At 65.9% G+C, this 14,416-nt stretch carries 11 protein-coding genes and 1 pseudogene; 8 read left to right on the top strand and 4 right to left on the bottom strand.

The window, feature by feature from the left end; genetic code table 11:
• Positions 1-289: transposase (locus EAH89_RS29110; protein WP_140887314.1), on the top strand; the 289-nt coding region annotated here is incomplete at its 5' end.
• 334 nt (positions 290-623) lie between these two features.
• Positions 624-3,488 carry a PAS domain-containing protein gene (locus EAH89_RS29105; RefSeq protein WP_241667261.1) on the top strand — a complete coding sequence of 955 codons (2,865 nt, stop codon included), beginning with the start codon at positions 624-626 and terminating at the stop codon, positions 3,486-3,488.
• A gap of 85 nt (positions 3,489-3,573) precedes the next feature.
• Here EAH89_RS29105 and EAH89_RS29100 read toward each other — a convergent pair whose 3' ends face one another.
• On the bottom strand, positions 3,574-4,815 hold the full coding sequence (locus EAH89_RS29100) for a sensor histidine kinase (protein ID WP_161993830.1): 1,242 nt from the start codon (positions 4,813-4,815) through the stop codon (positions 3,574-3,576).
• Between EAH89_RS29100 and EAH89_RS29095 the strand changes: the two genes are divergently transcribed.
• The 3 genes from EAH89_RS29095 (at position 4,815) to EAH89_RS29085 (ending at position 7,294) form a co-directional block, all read left to right on the top strand.
• Positions 4,815-5,471 (top strand): LppY/LpqO family protein, encoded by a 657-nt coding sequence (locus tag EAH89_RS29095; protein ID WP_140887306.1) that lies wholly within the window; start codon positions 4,815-4,817, stop codon positions 5,469-5,471. The genes EAH89_RS29100 and EAH89_RS29095 overlap by 1 nt on opposite strands.
• 46 nt (positions 5,472-5,517) lie before the next feature.
• Positions 5,518-6,102 (top strand): hypothetical protein, encoded by a 585-nt coding sequence (locus tag EAH89_RS29090; RefSeq protein ID WP_140887304.1) that lies wholly within the window; start codon positions 5,518-5,520, stop codon positions 6,100-6,102.
• 310 nt (positions 6,103-6,412) lie between these two features.
• Positions 6,413-7,294 (top strand): DMT family transporter, encoded by an 882-nt coding sequence (locus EAH89_RS29085; protein ID WP_140887301.1) that lies wholly within the window; start codon positions 6,413-6,415, stop codon positions 7,292-7,294.
• Between the two features lie 200 nt (positions 7,295-7,494).
• Here EAH89_RS29085 and EAH89_RS29080 read toward each other — a convergent pair whose 3' ends face one another.
• On the bottom strand, positions 7,495-8,391 hold the full coding sequence (locus EAH89_RS29080; protein ID WP_140887298.1) for a LysR family transcriptional regulator: 897 nt from the start codon (positions 8,389-8,391) through the stop codon (positions 7,495-7,497).
• Between the two features lie 123 nt (positions 8,392-8,514).
• Between EAH89_RS29080 and EAH89_RS29075 the strand changes: the two genes are divergently transcribed.
• A complete protein-coding gene (locus EAH89_RS29075) occupies positions 8,515-9,432 on the top strand; it encodes an alpha/beta fold hydrolase (protein WP_140887295.1) in 918 nt (305 codons plus the stop codon).
• A gap of 187 nt (positions 9,433-9,619) precedes the next feature.
• On the opposite strand, the gene EAH89_RS29070 is transcribed toward EAH89_RS29075, so the two are convergent.
• Together EAH89_RS29070 and EAH89_RS29065 are read right to left on the bottom strand one after the other, a co-directional pair.
• Positions 9,620-10,246 carry a PEP-CTERM sorting domain-containing protein gene (locus EAH89_RS29070; protein WP_241667260.1) on the bottom strand — a complete coding sequence of 209 codons (627 nt, stop codon included), beginning with the start codon at positions 10,244-10,246 and terminating at the stop codon, positions 9,620-9,622.
• A gap of 459 nt (positions 10,247-10,705) precedes the next feature.
• On the bottom strand, positions 10,706-12,457 hold the full coding sequence (locus tag EAH89_RS29065; RefSeq protein WP_140887293.1) for a sensor histidine kinase: 1,752 nt from the start codon (positions 12,455-12,457) through the stop codon (positions 10,706-10,708).
• Positions 12,458-12,819: 362 nt separating this feature from the next.
• Between EAH89_RS29065 and EAH89_RS29060 the strand changes: the two genes are divergently transcribed.
• Positions 12,820-13,266, top strand: a complete 447-nt coding sequence (locus EAH89_RS29060) for a response regulator (RefSeq protein ID WP_140887290.1) — start codon at positions 12,820-12,822, stop codon at positions 13,264-13,266.
• A gap of 147 nt (positions 13,267-13,413) precedes the next feature.
• Positions 13,414-14,103, top strand: a pseudogene (locus tag EAH89_RS29055) (transposase).
• The last annotated feature ends 313 nt before the right edge of the window (positions 14,104-14,416 follow it).

Genomic DNA, 14,416 nt, shown 5'->3' with positions numbered 1-14,416 from the left:
CGCCACGCTTCCCGGCGCGCCGCTCTGGGTGGTGGGCGACCGAGGCTACTCCAGCCATGCCTTCCGCCAGCACGTCTGGGACCTCGGCGCACGCCCCGCGATACCGCCCAAGAGGAACGAGGCGCCGGTCGCCTGTCGAGACTGGATCTACAACAACCGCAACCACGTCGAACGCCTCTGGGCCAGGCTCAAGGAGCGGCGCGCCGTCGCCACGCGCTACGAGAAAACCGCCTCCAGCTCCCTCGGCGTCCTACACCTCGCCGCCACACTCGACTGGCTCAAGCGCTAACAGGACCTAGTACCGTTGCGTTTAGCGATGGCGTGCCCATGGGTCTCGTGTGGCAAGCCTACCGGTGTTGACTAATGAGAATTGAAGCAAACCTCCCCGCCTCCATAGATCCGTGATAACGGCGGCCGGTGTTTTACATGACCTTCTTCGCATTAGGGGTTCCGGCCAGCCAGATGTTTCCTGGAGGCGTGCCTTATCGCGATAGGAAGATCATCGCGCCGCTCGGATGGGGGAGCCCAGGACAATCGAGTGCGGCGGGCGGGGGATGAGATTGCCCCCGCCAGTCAGGAGCGACACGACCGTTGGGCAAGGCCGTCCCCCGCTGCGCTTTGCGGTGCTGCTGCTCGGCCTCGTGCTCGCGGTGCTGCTGCCCTCCATCGGCTTCGGCGGTTTCGCCGCATGGCAGGCGGTGCAGGGACGCCAAGGCGCCGCCGAGGCACGGCTGCTCGACACGGCGCACAGCCTTGCGCTCGCGCTGGACCGCGAAATCGACCGTCACTTCGGCATCGTCCGCGGGCTCGCCGCCGCAGAAGCTCTCGACGGACCAGAGCCCGACCTGGCGCGGTTCGAGACGCAGGCCCGCCGCGTCGTCGGGGCATTCGGCACCAGCGCGGTGCTGTTGGACGCCGCCTCGCTCCGCCCGCTCGTCGACACCGCGGTCCCGCCGGGAGGTTCCCTTGGGGCGGCCGCCTTGGCCGAGTTCCGGCCAGCCGTCGAGACGGGGAGCCCTGTGGTCACCAACTTCCTGGTGGGTGTGGGGGGCGGCTCCACGGCCGCCGCTGGGGTTCCCGTGGTGCGCGACGGCCGCGTCCGCTTCGTGCTCGCGGTACGGTTGGACCCGGAGGTCCTCCGGCGCCTTCTCGTGGTTCAGGACCTTCCGACCGGCTTCTTTGCTTCGCTGACGGACGGCACCGGCGTGGTGCTCGCCCGCTCGGACACGCTGCACGCCCAGCGCCTGGGCCACCCGATCCCGGCGGAGAACCGAATTCGGCTGGCCGCCGCGCCGTTGGGGATCTACCGCGCCGCAGCCTTCGATGGTGTCGAGCAGGTGTTTGGGTTCCAGCGCCTCGGCAGCGGGTCTGGCTGGACGATCGTCGTGGCGCAATCGGCCGCCACCTTCGACGCCGCCTGGCGTGGCCCGGCCGTCGCACTCGGCTTCGGTGCCCTCCTCGCCCTCGCGCTCGGGTGCACCTTCGCGGCCCTTGCCGCGCGCGGTGTGCTCGGTCCAGTACGGCGGCTGGAAGCCCACGCGCGCGCCCTCGCCGAGAGCGATGGCCCGCTGCCGAGCGGGTCCGCCGCGGCGATACCGCCAGCCCGGGTGGCGGAGTTGGAGGCGTTGCGCCTGGGCTTCGCCGCGGCGGAGACCGCTATTGTCGGACGAGAGGAGCGGTTGCGCCTCGAAGCGGAGCGGTTGGACCTGGCGCTTGCCGCTGGCGCGATCGTGGGAACCTGGGACTGGGACCTGCCGACCGACCGCTTCACGGTTGACGAGCGCTTCGCCTTCTACTTCGGCCTCGAGGCCGACCGCGGGCGCACCGGGCTCTCCCTGGAACAGGTGATCGCCACCGTCCACCCCGACGATCTCGCCGGGCTGCGCACCGCCATTGCCGAGGTGATCGGCCGCGGAGGCGCCTACGCGCACCAGTACCGCGTTCGGAGCCGCGACGGGGTCTTTCGCTGGATCGAGGCGAATGGGCGCGTGGATCTCGCACCCGATGGCACGCCGCAGCGCTTTCCCGGCGTGTTGCTCGACCTTGAGCCGCGACGCAGCCTGGAGGCCGAGCGCGACCGCTCGGTCGCGCTGCTGCGCGCCTTCGTCGCCGCCGTGCCCGGTGTGGTCTACGCGAAGGACCGCGAGGGAAGGATGCTGGTCGCGAACGAGGGTGTCGCAGCGCTGGTCGGCAAGCCGCTCGATGACATCCTGGGCCGGACGGATGCCGAGTTCCTTGATGACCACGACCAGGCCGCCGCCGTCGCCCGCACCGACCGCCGCATCATGGAGAGCGGGCAGGCCGAGCAGGTGGAGGAGGCGGTGAGCCTACCGGACGGCACGCCTGCGGTGTGGCTCTCCACCAAGGCTCCCTTCTGGGACGGTGTCGGGAACGTCGTTGGCCTTATCGGTTCCTCGGTGGACATCACGGCGCGCACCCGCGCCGAGGCGCGCCTGCGCGAGAGCGAGGCACGACTGCGGCTGGCCAGCGAGGCCGGGGAGATTGGCTTCTTCTCCTGCGATCTGCTCACCGGGACTACCTATTGGTCCGAAGCGATGTACCGCTTGTACGGCCTGGACCCCCTGCTTGCCGCACCCTCGATGGGACTGGACGGCACGCATCTCGACCTCGTCCACACGGAGGACCGGGCCTCACTGCGGGACCAACGAGCCACCATGAGAGCGGACACCTCCTCCAGCCACTTTGCCTTCGAGTTCCGCATCCTTCGCCGAGACACCGGGGAGACCCGCTGGATCGCCAGCCGCGGCGAGTTCGTCCGCGATCCTGCTGGCTGTGTCGTGCTGGTGCGCGGCGCACAGCAGGACGTGACGAAGCGGCGCGCGGACGCGGACCGCCTGCGGCTCATGGTCCACGAACTGAACCATCGCGTGAAGAACACGCTCGCGACCGTACAGTCGATCGCGGTGCAGAGCCTCCGTGCTGTCGACCCCGTCGTTCGCCGCGGGCTGGACGCGCGTATCCTGGCGCTCGCCGCGGCGCACGACGTGCTGACACGCGACGGCTGGACGGGGGCGGACCTGGACGAGGTCGTGGCCGGGGTACTCGCCCCGCACGGTGGGCAGGGCGACCCTCGGTTCCGGGTGTCAGGCGCGCCGCTGCGCCTGGCACCCCGCGTTGCCGTGGCCATCTCCATGGCCCTGCATGAATTGATCACCAACGCACTCAAATACGGCGCGCTCTCGGTGCCCGCCGGTCACGTCGAGATACGCTGGGAGGTGTCACACGGCCCAGCGGCGCGCTTTCTGCTCACCTGGACGGAGCGGGGCGGCCCGCCGGTGGTGTCGCCAGCCCGGCAAGGTTTCGGCACGAGGCTAATCAAACGAAGCCTTGCGCATGACCTTGGCGGCACGACGCGGATCGACTTCGACCTCGAAGGTGTTACCTGCAAACTCGAAGCGCCGCTCGCCGGTATCGCTGCCCCGGAGGGCGTGCTGCCGCTCCCCCTGGTTGGCCAGCAAGAAGGTTGAAGTCCGTTGGGCGACGGGCACGCAGGATGTTGCGCGCGAGCCAGGGCGGCTGCCCAGGCGTGCCGCAGCACTCGCCGCTCATGCGTCATGCCTTCAAGCCGGGCGCTGTGTTGGGGTTTGGGAACGTGACCTCCACCACGACGCCTCCGCCGTTCGGCCCGCCTTCCATCAGCGCTTTCCCTTTCACCTGCTGGGCGAACATCTCGATCAGCCGGAGCCCGAGCGAGTTCTTCCGCCGCTCGGGCGGCATGCCCACGCCGTCGTCCTCGACACGAAGCTGCATCAGACCGTCGCTCTGCGCGCGCAACTCGACCTGGATCCTTCCCTTTCGTCCCTCGGGGAAGGCGTGCTTGAGGGCGTTGGTCACCGCCTCGCCCACGATCAGCCCGAGTGGCACCACGAGATCCGGGCTCCAGGAGCCCTCCTCCTCGGCTTCCACCTCGATCCGCACCTGTCCTGCCGAGGGCTCCAGGCTCTGTGCCAATTCGCCGCATAAGCGGCGGAGATAGTCGGGGAAGTCGACCCTCTCCAGGTTGTCGCCCTGGTAGGTCAGCAGCGCATAGACTCCTCCGATACGCTGAAGCCGACCGGCCGCCACATCAAGCGCGCCGCGGCATGCCGTGTCCTCGAACTGGCGGGCTTGGATGGTCAGGAGCGAGATCGCAAGCTGGATGGCGTTCTTGGTCCGGTGGTTGACCTCGCGGATGAGGAAGTCGCGGTAGCGCAGGTCCTCCTGCCCCTGGGCCAGGGCATCGCGCAGGATGGCCTCGGTCCGGCGCCGCCGCTCCACCTCCTCCTCCAGCTTCGCGTTGACCTGCTGGAGCCGCTTCGTCCGGGCTGCCACGCGCCGGTCCAGCGTCTCCTTGTCCTTGAGCAATTCCCGTTCACGCTCAATCCGGTCCGTGATGTCGAGAAAGGAGGCGAAGTGCTGAACCACCCGCTCCCCCTCCATGACCGGGCTGACGAACATGGACACCCAGACCTCCCGGCCATCTTTCGCCCGGAACGGCACGTCCTCCTTGAACGGGTGGGACGTAGCCATGGCAGCGGCGAAGCGCCCGACTATCCCCGGATCCGCGTGCTCGCCGACGAGGAAGAAGTAGCCCTGACCGAGCACGTCTTCCCGGTCGTGGCCGCACAGCCTGAGAAAGGCGTCGTTGACGTAGATGATCGGGTTGCCGACGACCTGCGGGTCCGTGACCACCATGGGCACGCGGGTGGCTTCGACCGCGGCAACGAACGGACCGTTGCGCGCCTTGATGTCGCGCAGGTTTCGTTCGGCCGCGGTCTGACCTTTCCGGTTCCGGGGCTGCTTGCTGATAGACAATGGCGCTCCTGTCAGAGCGATCCACCCTGCTCTGGGCGGGGCTATGGGCCTTTTTGGCCTTCGCGGGGACATTCGTCACGATCTGGACCCGAAACACGTTTCAAATCCACCTGCTGCGTGCCCAGCCTGCAACCATGTACCTCCATGTTGGGGGGCACAGTGACGCAGCGAGGCTCACGACCGCCTTGCGCGGGGCGCTTGAGGAGACGGCAACCCCTCTGCAAGGAGCGGCCGCTCCGACAGGCCAGGATCGGATCGAGGGCCTCGACACCGCCGCTTTCGCCCGGGCGCTTGGCCGCGAGGGGCGGGTAGCGGGTGGTGTCTATGGGGTTTCGGTGCCGCGGGCGGAACCGGTGCGCGAGGGCGGCATGGAGGTGCCAACCGCGATGGGCTCCGCCACCGCGATCAACCTCCAGGCGGCGGGGAACCGCAAGGGCGCGATCACCGGCGACTTCGTGCTGACGGCCGAGGAGGTCGTGCCGGTCCAGCGGGCGCTGATGGAGAACGGTATCGAGGTCACGGCCATTCACAACCACATGCTGAACGATCAGCCGCGCATCTTCTTCATGCTTTTTTGGGGCCTGGACGACCCCGAGAAGCTGGGGCGCGGTTTGCGCGCAGCGCTTGACCGCACCAACAGCCGCCGTGCCGGGTAGGAGCCTCGCCATGCCTCTGGGTCCTATGGAGACCCCAAGGCGCCCCGTGCTCCTGGCCGAGGCCGCCTTCATGCTGGTGGGTGATGGCGCTAGGGCTCAGAACCCGCCGAGGCGCTTCGACTTCGAAGACGTGGCGGTCGGTGGGCAGCCGCAAGGCTTCACCTTCGCGCTGACCGGCGGTGGGGGGCCGGTGCACTGGGCAGTGCTGGACGATCCGTCCGCCCCGGCCGGACCAAAGGTGCTTGCCGAGACGAGCAAGGACCGGACCGACGCCCGCTTTCCCCTCGCCATCCTCGATGGGATGTCGGTGCGGGATGTCGCGGTTTCGGTGCGCTTCAGGCCGGTCTCCGGCACAGTCGACCAGGCGGCCGGACTGGTGGTGCGATTGCGCGACGCGCGAAACTACTACATCGCTCGAGCCAATGCGCTGGAGGGCAACGTCCGCCTCTATCGCGTCGTGAACGGGCGCCGGGTTCAGTTCGCAGGCGTGGACACCCGCGTGCCGCGCGATCTTTGGCAGGCGCTTGGCCTGCAAGCCGCAGGGGAGAGGTTCTCCGTCTCGCTGGACGGCCGGGAACTCTTCACCACCACCGACCGGACCTTCGCTGAGGCTGGCAAAGTCGGGCTGTAGACCAAGGCTGACAGCCTGACCTACTTCGATGCTCTACAGGTTGAACCATTGCGGCCTTCATACACTCGGTTCCCCAAGCAACGCTGAGGCAAACCACCAACCAAGGTCCGCTTCGCTGCTGGCTACACTTGAGAGCAGACAGGCTGCTCCTGGCCTGGGTCAGATTTTTCAGCTTCGTGGCTTCGTCATATGTCCGTACCACAGTTCGATCGGCAACGAGACGACATCGTTATCTTCTACCTCGGCCATGCCGCCCATGCTGTGTGGGACCTGCCCAGAAGGCCATCAACGCGTGCTATGAGCCCTGGCGATGCAGAACGCGCTTCTCTTCCTCTCCACCGTGCTGATCTGGGGCAGCACTTGGATCGCCATTACCTGGCAGGTCGGACCCGTGCCCGTGCTGGTGTCCGTGTTCTACCGCTTCGCCAGCGCGGCAGTGATCCTGCTGGCGGTACTGGCGGTGCTGCGGCGGCTGCCGCTGCCGGGATGGCGGCACCAGCCCTTCATCCTGGCGCAGGCATTGTGCCTGTTCAGCCTCAACTTCATCCTCTTCTATAACGCCGCAGCCTATCTCCCTTCCGGGCTCGTCTCCGTCATCTTCTCCCTGGCGACGCTGTACAACGCAGTGAACGGCCGCCTGTTCTTCGGGGAGCGTATCACCGGCCGGACGGTGCTCGCGGCGTTGCTAGGCGTCTCCGGGCTGTTGCTACTGTTCGGGAGAGACGTCTTCGTCCACTTCGACGGCGGCACCCTGAAGGGCGTCGGCCTCGCGGCACTGGGAACGCTGTTCTTCTCACTGGGCAACATGGTGTCCCGCCGCAACAGCGCCGCCGGTATCGCGCCCCTGACGGCCAATGCCTGGGGCATGGCGTACGGTGCGGCGGTGCTACTGGGGCTCATCGGGCTGACCGGCACGCCCATGGTCGCCCCGCCGGACGGCCGCTACCTCGCCGCGCTGCTCTACCTGTCAGTGATTGGCTCGGTGGTGGGCTTTACCACGTACCTGATGCTGGTCTCGCGGATCGGCTCGTCCCGCGCGGCCTATACCACCGTGCTGTTCCCCGTTGTGGCTCTGTCATTGTCTACCCTTTTTGAGGGCTACCACTGGGACATGGCAGCGCTGGCCGGGCTGGTGCTGACGCTGCTCGGCAATCTGGTGATCTTCTGGCGTACCCCGCCTCCGGAGCGCTGAGGCGAGAAGGGGTCGATGGTACTTCGCAACAAATTCTCTGGCTGCCTTGGCTGGAGCGGACGTGGATCCTGGTCACCTCGTGGGCCAACCAGCTTCGCCTCGGCAAGAACCGGCCAGCTTAGGTTGCTGGGGTTCTCTGCTTTCAGGAAGCGGCACCGGCTTGAAGCAGTTCTCGCCAGGGTGCTGCCTTTCGCTATCATCTACCTGTCCCAGTAGGGCGGGTCACCGATAGCAGCCTTGATGTCGTCCACCAGGGCGCGCAGCTTCGTGGAGGCACGCCGTCCTTCCGGATGAGCCACGTAGATGAACTCAGCCTCCGTCTCGACGTGCAAGTCGATGATGCTGAGCTTCCCAGCCTTGACGTCCGCGCTCACAATGAAGGTCGGCAGCAAGGCGATGCCGAGCCCAGCCACTGCGGCATCTCGCATGACATCTCCATTGTTGACGCGCAGGGCATGGCGACCCCGCACGATCCTCGGTCCGTCGGGGCCGATGAAGCGCCAGTCCACGTGACTGCGGTTCGTGTAGAAGATGCCCTGGTGCTCCTGCAGAGCCGACAGGGAGCGCGGCTCTCCGTGCTGCTCAAGATAGTCGGGCGATGCCACGAGAACCCGGCGGCTGGGCGACAGCCGCCAGACTGTCAAACGGCTGTCGGCGATGGGACCATGCCGAACCACGGCATCGTAGCCATCGGCAACCGCGTCCACCCGCCGATCATCAAGGTCCAGGGTAAGCTCCACCCCGGGATGCTGCTTGAGAAAGCCGTAGAGCGCGGGGCCGAGATGTAGGCGGCCGAAGGTCACCGGGGCCGAGATGCGCAAGGGGCCGCGTAAGGTCCCGCGCCGCTCTGCGACCATGACAGCCGCTGCCTCAACGTCGCGCGTGATCTGCGCCGCACTCTCGAGAAAGCTAGTTCCGTCCTCCGTCAGGGTCAGCTTGCGCGTGCTGCGGTGCAGGAGAGGCGCACCGAGGCTGCGCTCAAGCTCCGCCAGCCGATCGCTGACCACCGATTTCGATAGCCCCAAGCGGCGGGCGGCTGCACTGATCGACCCGGTCTCCGCGACGGCGACAAAGGTCGAAAGGCCTTCCAGCTTCATCTGTTCGGCTTTCCCGGCGGCCAGATCTTCCCTTCGCAGCCTAATTGGAACGACGCCGGGCCGCTACGTTCGCCCAAGCCCCGGGAACGTCCCGGCCATGTCCCGCGGCAGGAGACCACCGTCATGCGCAGCTTCGTAACCGGCGTCCTCGGGGCGCTGGCAGCCATCTGGCCCGCTCTGGCGCAGCCTCAGCCCTTTCCATCCGGCTTTCGCGTGCAGGACATCCAGACCCCTGCCGTCACCATCCACACCCGCATCGGCGGGTCTGGGCCGCCGATCGTGTTACTGCACGGCTATGGCGAGACGGGCGACATGTGGGCACTCATGGCGGCCGACTTGGCCCGCGACCACCAGGTGATCGTCCCTGACTTGCGTGGCCTGGGCTTGTCGTCCAAGCCGCCGGGTGGCTTCGACAAGAAGACGCAGGCGGGAGATCTCGCGGGCGTGCTGGCGGCGCTTGGCATTGGCGAGATCGACCTCGTCGCGCACGACATCGGAAACATGGTGGCGTTCCAGTTCGCGGCGCAGCATCCAGACCGGGTCCGGCGGCTGGTGCTCATTGACGCGCCGGTTCCGGGTGTTGGCCCCTGGGAAGAAATCCTGAAGAACCCGCTGCTCTGGCACTTCCGCTTTGGCGGGCCGGACATGGAGCGACTGGTTGCCGGGCGCGAGCGCATCTACCTCGATCGCTTCTGGAACGAGTTCTCCGCCGATCCCGCCAAGTTCGGGGAAGCAGCGCGCGCCCATTACGCCGCGCTCTACGCCCTGCCCGGCGCCATGCACTCCGGCTTCGAGCAGTTCGCCGCCTTCGATCAGGACGCGGTCGATAACCGTGCCTGGCTGGCCACGGGCGCCCGGCTGAGGATGCCATTGCTGGCATTAGGAGGTGAGAGGTCCTTCGGGGCGACGATGGCGGAGGTGATGCGGGCTGCTGCCGTGGATGTTCGCGAAGGCATCGTGCCCACATCAGGGCACTGGATTATGGAGGAGAACCCGCAAGCGACAATTGGCCTCGTCCGTAGCTTCCTCGAGGGGCGGTGAGTGGCGGGCTACAAGCCGATTAGCGCACGCTCGGTAGACATCCTGCCGCTGCTCTTGGGCGTGCAGCGTAGCGTGCGGCTGTGGAGCGTGGCAGCACACGGCATTTTTGCATGGCTTGGAGCTTAAGTGCTCACAGCAACAGAAAAGCCAGCAGGAGGACCCTGCTGGCCTTCCTTGTGTCAGCTATTCAGCGTCGGGTGCGCCGCTGGCGGGCGGTCGCGGCCAACCCGAGCAACCCCGCGCCGAACACCACCAGCGAGGCGGGCTCTGGGACCGCGGTCGGCGCCACCCCGACCGTCGTCGCCCCGGTGAACGTGTAGGTGCAATCCGCCTCCGAGCCGCAGGTGCGGTTGAAGGCATCGCTGTCGAAGACGCCCGCGCCGTTGGCGCCCACCAGGATCAGGTTGAAGAAGAGCACGGTGTCGGAGTACTCGATCCGGCCGGAAGGCAGGGAGAAGGGCGCGGCGCCGATGGCGATCACCGCGTCGTAGAGTCCGAGGGCGGAGTCGAACGGCGACTGTTCACGGATGAAATCCGGGAGGACAGCGTTCTCCACCCCGTAGTTGAAGGTCAGGCCCAGCAGCCCGGCCGTCTGGTTGGTCTGCACGCGACCGTCCACCTTCAGGAAATCGAACGTGTAGCCCGATGCGTAGGCGGCGTCGCTGATGACGATCTCCCTCGAGGTCGCCAGCCCGGCGTTCGGCGTCTCCGGCGTGCGGAACCCATCGCCACCGCCACAGGTTGATCTGCAAGAGACAGGCCCCATCACAGCCTTCTGCAAAACAGGCGCTTGCGCCGCGTTGTGCAGCCGCAACGGCTATTCTGTAAGAAAAGACGGCGAGGACCAGGCTATTTATGCAGTCGGCCGCGTGCGATCGTTGAGGCGACACGTATGGAGGCTTTGCCGTTCGAGGTCGTAACTAAGGGCATCGCCCGCGCCTACAGTGAAAGGAAGCGTAGGGCGGAGTGGTGGTGGCAAGTGGTGGGAGCGTTCTAGCGCGCCTCGGCGACCCGCCACGGAGCAACCTTCACCGAGGACACACCCGTGATCTGGACGTGGTTTAGGGTCGTGCGCCGCCTGCGAATGGAAGATGTTGGTCAGTCCAGAGCTACGCTCAGGTTCTCGTCACGGCTTCATTCTGAAGCGGGTTCCGAGTTCAAAGGCTGAATAGTAGCCATGCACATGCCGCCCTCAACGGCTATCCTGAAACCACCTGCCAAGCAGCAGTCGGCAGGTGCATCGCCCTATCATAGGTCGCGTGGTGGAATCCAGCTACATAGGGGCCTCCATCTGGGCTGCCGGACGCGGAGCGAAGCTAATTTTTGCCTGAAGTCCGTCCGGTTCGAACCGTAGCGTGACCCTCGAGCCGGGACCGAGATCGCGCACCAACGCGCGTTCCAGCAGCTTCGTCCCGAAACCGCGTTGCGCAGGCGTGCCGGGCACGTGTGGACCGGCTACTTCCCGCCATTCGACGGCCGCCGTGAGCCCGGCCGGGTCAGCCCGGCAAGTCACGTCAACATGCCCGTCCGGCACGGAAAGGGAACCGTGCTTCACAGCATTCACGGCGAGCTCGTGCAGCGCCATCACCAGCGCTTGAACCTGACCGGGCGGGACCTGGGGCATGGGGTTGCACGCCGGAACGTCCAGGACGAAACGCGACCGCAGTCCATCCTCCGCCTCATCCAGCCAGGGGGCGAGGCCGGTGCGGACGACCGTGTCGAGCGCAGCGCCCTCCCAGGCCACCGCGGTCAGCAGGTCGTGCGCGCGGGCGAGGGATTGTAGCCGCCCGGTGAACGCTCGGACGAACCGGTCGGGATCGCCGCCCGCGCTTCCACGCGCCGTCTGCATGGCAAGGGATTGCACAGTGGCGAGCGCGTTCTTGGCACGGTGGTTCAACTCCCCAACCACCAAGCGCAGCCGTCTCTCGCTGTCCACGAGCGAGGCGGTGGCCGCGCGGCGCTGGCGGGCCTCGGCCAGCAGTGCCCGGGCAAGCTGCTTTGCTTCGGGCAGGCCGAGATCCTGAGCGCGGGGAGCCAACTCGTCCGGGGAAGCCGCGAGCGTCAGGAGATCGGTGATCGGCCGCAGCACCCCGCGGGCGATCTCGCGGGCGAGGAGAAGACCAAGGGTGAGAACAGCAAGTTCGAGCACGAGCAGGGTTACCGCGGTCACAAGGGCGGAACGCGTCAGAGCCGCTTCCGGAACGGCCACGCTGATCCCCCATCCATAGGGCTCGGGGAGACGAGCAAAGGCGGAGAGGACATGAGCGCCATCTGGGCTCACCGCGTTCAGGACACCTTCATTGGCGCCGGACATCCAGCGTTGCAGGAGTTCGGGGATGACCGGCTTACCGATGAAGCGATCCGGATCGGGTGCGCGAGCGACACGGACTCCGGCCCGGTCGAAGACGGCGATGATCCAGTCGGCGCTCGTCTTCTGCCGCCGGATGAGCGCATCAAAGGCGTCGAGCGGGGGATTAAGGCCGAGCACCAGGGGGCGCTCCCCCTCTCGCCGGGGTACGGGAACGTCGATGGCAACAACCGGGCGACGGACGACGAGGCCGAAAAAGAGATCGGAGATGGATGACTGCCCGGTGGCAAGGACGCGCTCGAAGTTAATCCGGTAAGCCCGCACGGGCAGGGGAATGCCGGGCGCGGCAGCGGTGTTCATCAACTGCTGGCCGCTCTCCGCGAGCAACAGGATGTTCGCGCCGGGCGCTTGGCGCGCAACGAGAGCTTCGGCCTGCGTGCGAAAGGTGTCGAGATCTCCAGCAGCAAGTGCAGGAGAATTGGCGAGCACCTCAAGCGCTAGCGTGCGACCGTGCAACTCGCCCTCCAAAGCTAAGGCAAGCGCTCGAGCGACGTTCAAGGCCTGCTGGCTCGCCACCTCGCGGTCGTTACGATAACCAACGTAGACGAGCGCCAAATTGAGGGTGACGAGAGGCAGGACCACGGCCAGGACGAGGAGAGCGAGGCGGCGTCGCAGCGTGAAAGGGCGCAGGACAGCCTGTCCGGTGAGGCTACCCATCTATACCGCGCTCCAACTCTCACGCCCAAGTTTAATAACAAACCAAGCAATGCAGGTGAACGCAAAAACGAGCGAAAGTCTAAATCAAAAACACAGCGCAGTATCCACTCATGAGAAGCGCTGGTGTGTGCTCCCGCGGACCTCGCATCGATGTATCATTTCTGCAACATAGGGGGCGAACTGATCGTATCAGAGGTCTGATAGATCGGGCGGAGGCTTGATCGCCTTGATTCTACTAAACTTTGTGGATCGCCAAGCTACAATCCTTTGCATTGTTCGCCTCGTCGGAGGTGCTATCACCTGATCACGAAAACTCAGCATCACACAACGTTTGTGGAAAGCTTCTTTGACCGGAGCCCTTTATGCCTCGAGTGGGAATTGATCAGACTCCTCATATTCTGTTTGCGGAGGATGATGATGCCGTCGCCATGGTCGTGAAAGACCTTCTTACCGACAATGGGTATCTGGTGACCCGTGCCATGCATGGGCGGGAAGCCTTGAGCATGCTGTCGGGCACATCCTTTGATCTACTGCTGACGGATATTCGCATGCCGTATCTCGATGGCGTGGGACTCATAGAGGAGGTGAGGCAAACGGGCTCTGCCATGCCGGTGGTTGTACTCAGCGGGTATATGACACCCGTGGCACGCAGCGCCCTTGATAATCTCGGCGTGCGGCCAGACGCCGTGCTCGAAAAGCCCTGCGGCTTGCCAGCGCTCCAGAAGGCGATTCAAAATGGTCTTAGGAGCAAAAGGAGCCTTGGCATGTCTAACCGGTCATCATTCTTGGAGCTCCGTACAACGAGCTAACCTGTTCGCAGTGCATTCAAGGCGCCAAGAAGCGACCGAACATCCGCTTCTCTCCTGTCCTTAAGGAGCGTCTACGTCCCCACAATCTGCTGAGTGACCGTTTGCGAAAGGCTTGGCGTGACGCGGGCGGGGTGTTTCAAGTTCGGGATGTGGACCCGAGAGACGCGTCGCCGGATGGCCGAGGCTGCCCGCAGCACGAAGCGCTACCCATCTGACCCAACAGACGAGGATTGGTGGCAGATCGAGCCGCTGCTGCCGAAGCCTGCGAATTGAGGCAGGAAGCCCTCGATGGGCCTGCGCGAGGCGCTGAACGCGATCCGCTACCTGGCGCGCTCTGGCGGTGGCTGGCGCATGCTGCCGATCCACTTTGGGCCGTGGCAGACCGTGTACTGGTGGTTTCGGCGCTTCGTCCGGCGCCTCCTGTTCAGGACGATCCACGACGTGGCCCTGATGCTGGACCGCGAGCCCGACGGGCGGCTGCTGATGATGAACCTCACCACGGCCGACGTCTCCGACAGTGTGGGCGCGCAGACGATCCTGACGGCCATTCGGAAGCGTTGGCCCTGGCTGAAGCACCTCTTCGCGGACGCAGGTTACGACCGCACCAAGCTCATGGACAAAGCGGCGTTCCTCAACTTCATTGTCGAGATCGTCCGGCGCTCCGACCAGAACGGCTTTCACGTCCTCCCACGTCGCTAGGTGGTGGAGAGGACCTTCGCCTGGATGACCCGCTGGCGCCGCCTCGTCCGGGACTACGAGCGGCGCCTCGACGTGTCCGAGGCCATGATCCACGTCGCGATGGGCGCCCTCCTCCTCCGCAGGGTCGCCCATCGCTGAATTCTCAAACAGTCACCTAGCCATTCCACCCATCTCAAGAACGCTTCGGCTTCACGGAACAGGTGGACTGCCGGGCAACAGCCCCTGTGGAGTGACACGCTCATAAGACCGAGGAGTGCCGCCATTCCCTCAGGCGTATTTCACGCCCGGTCCGCTGCGCCCTTTCGCATCTCGGTTTCGGACGTCGTTGGTTGCTAGCGGGACATAACCTCAAAGCTTGGTCTACCCGGAACACAACGGTTCGCCGTTAGGCCGCCAAGCTTCGCGACATGCAAGGATCGACGGGATCGCCTTGCGGACCTGGAAGTAGCCT

This window comes from Muricoccus nepalensis (assembly GCF_006438825.1).
Taxonomy (GTDB): domain Bacteria; phylum Pseudomonadota; class Alphaproteobacteria; order Acetobacterales; family Acetobacteraceae; genus Roseomonas; species Roseomonas nepalensis.
The sequence above is the reverse complement of the archived record's forward strand: the minus strand, read 5'-3'. Positions and strand labels throughout refer to the sequence as shown.

What these genes read in the sequence shown, in the direction of transcription:
- EAH89_RS29095 (WP_140887306.1), top strand. Translation starts at nt 4,815, where the DNA reads ATGGCGCTCCTGTCAGAGCGATCCACCCTGCTCTGGGCGGGGCTATGG.
- EAH89_RS29085 (WP_140887301.1), top strand. Translation starts at nt 6,413, where the DNA reads ATGCAGAACGCGCTTCTCTTCCTCTCCACCGTGCTGATCTGGGGCAGC.
- EAH89_RS29080 (WP_140887298.1), bottom strand. Translation starts at nt 8,391, where the DNA reads ATGAAGCTGGAAGGCCTTTCGACCTTTGTCGCCGTCGCGGAGACCGGG.
- EAH89_RS29075 (WP_140887295.1), top strand. Translation starts at nt 8,515, where the DNA reads ATGCGCAGCTTCGTAACCGGCGTCCTCGGGGCGCTGGCAGCCATCTGG.
- EAH89_RS29065 (WP_140887293.1), bottom strand. Translation starts at nt 12,457, where the DNA reads ATGGGTAGCCTCACCGGACAGGCTGTCCTGCGCCCTTTCACGCTGCGA.
- EAH89_RS29060 (WP_140887290.1), top strand. Translation starts at nt 12,820, where the DNA reads ATGCCTCGAGTGGGAATTGATCAGACTCCTCATATTCTGTTTGCGGAG.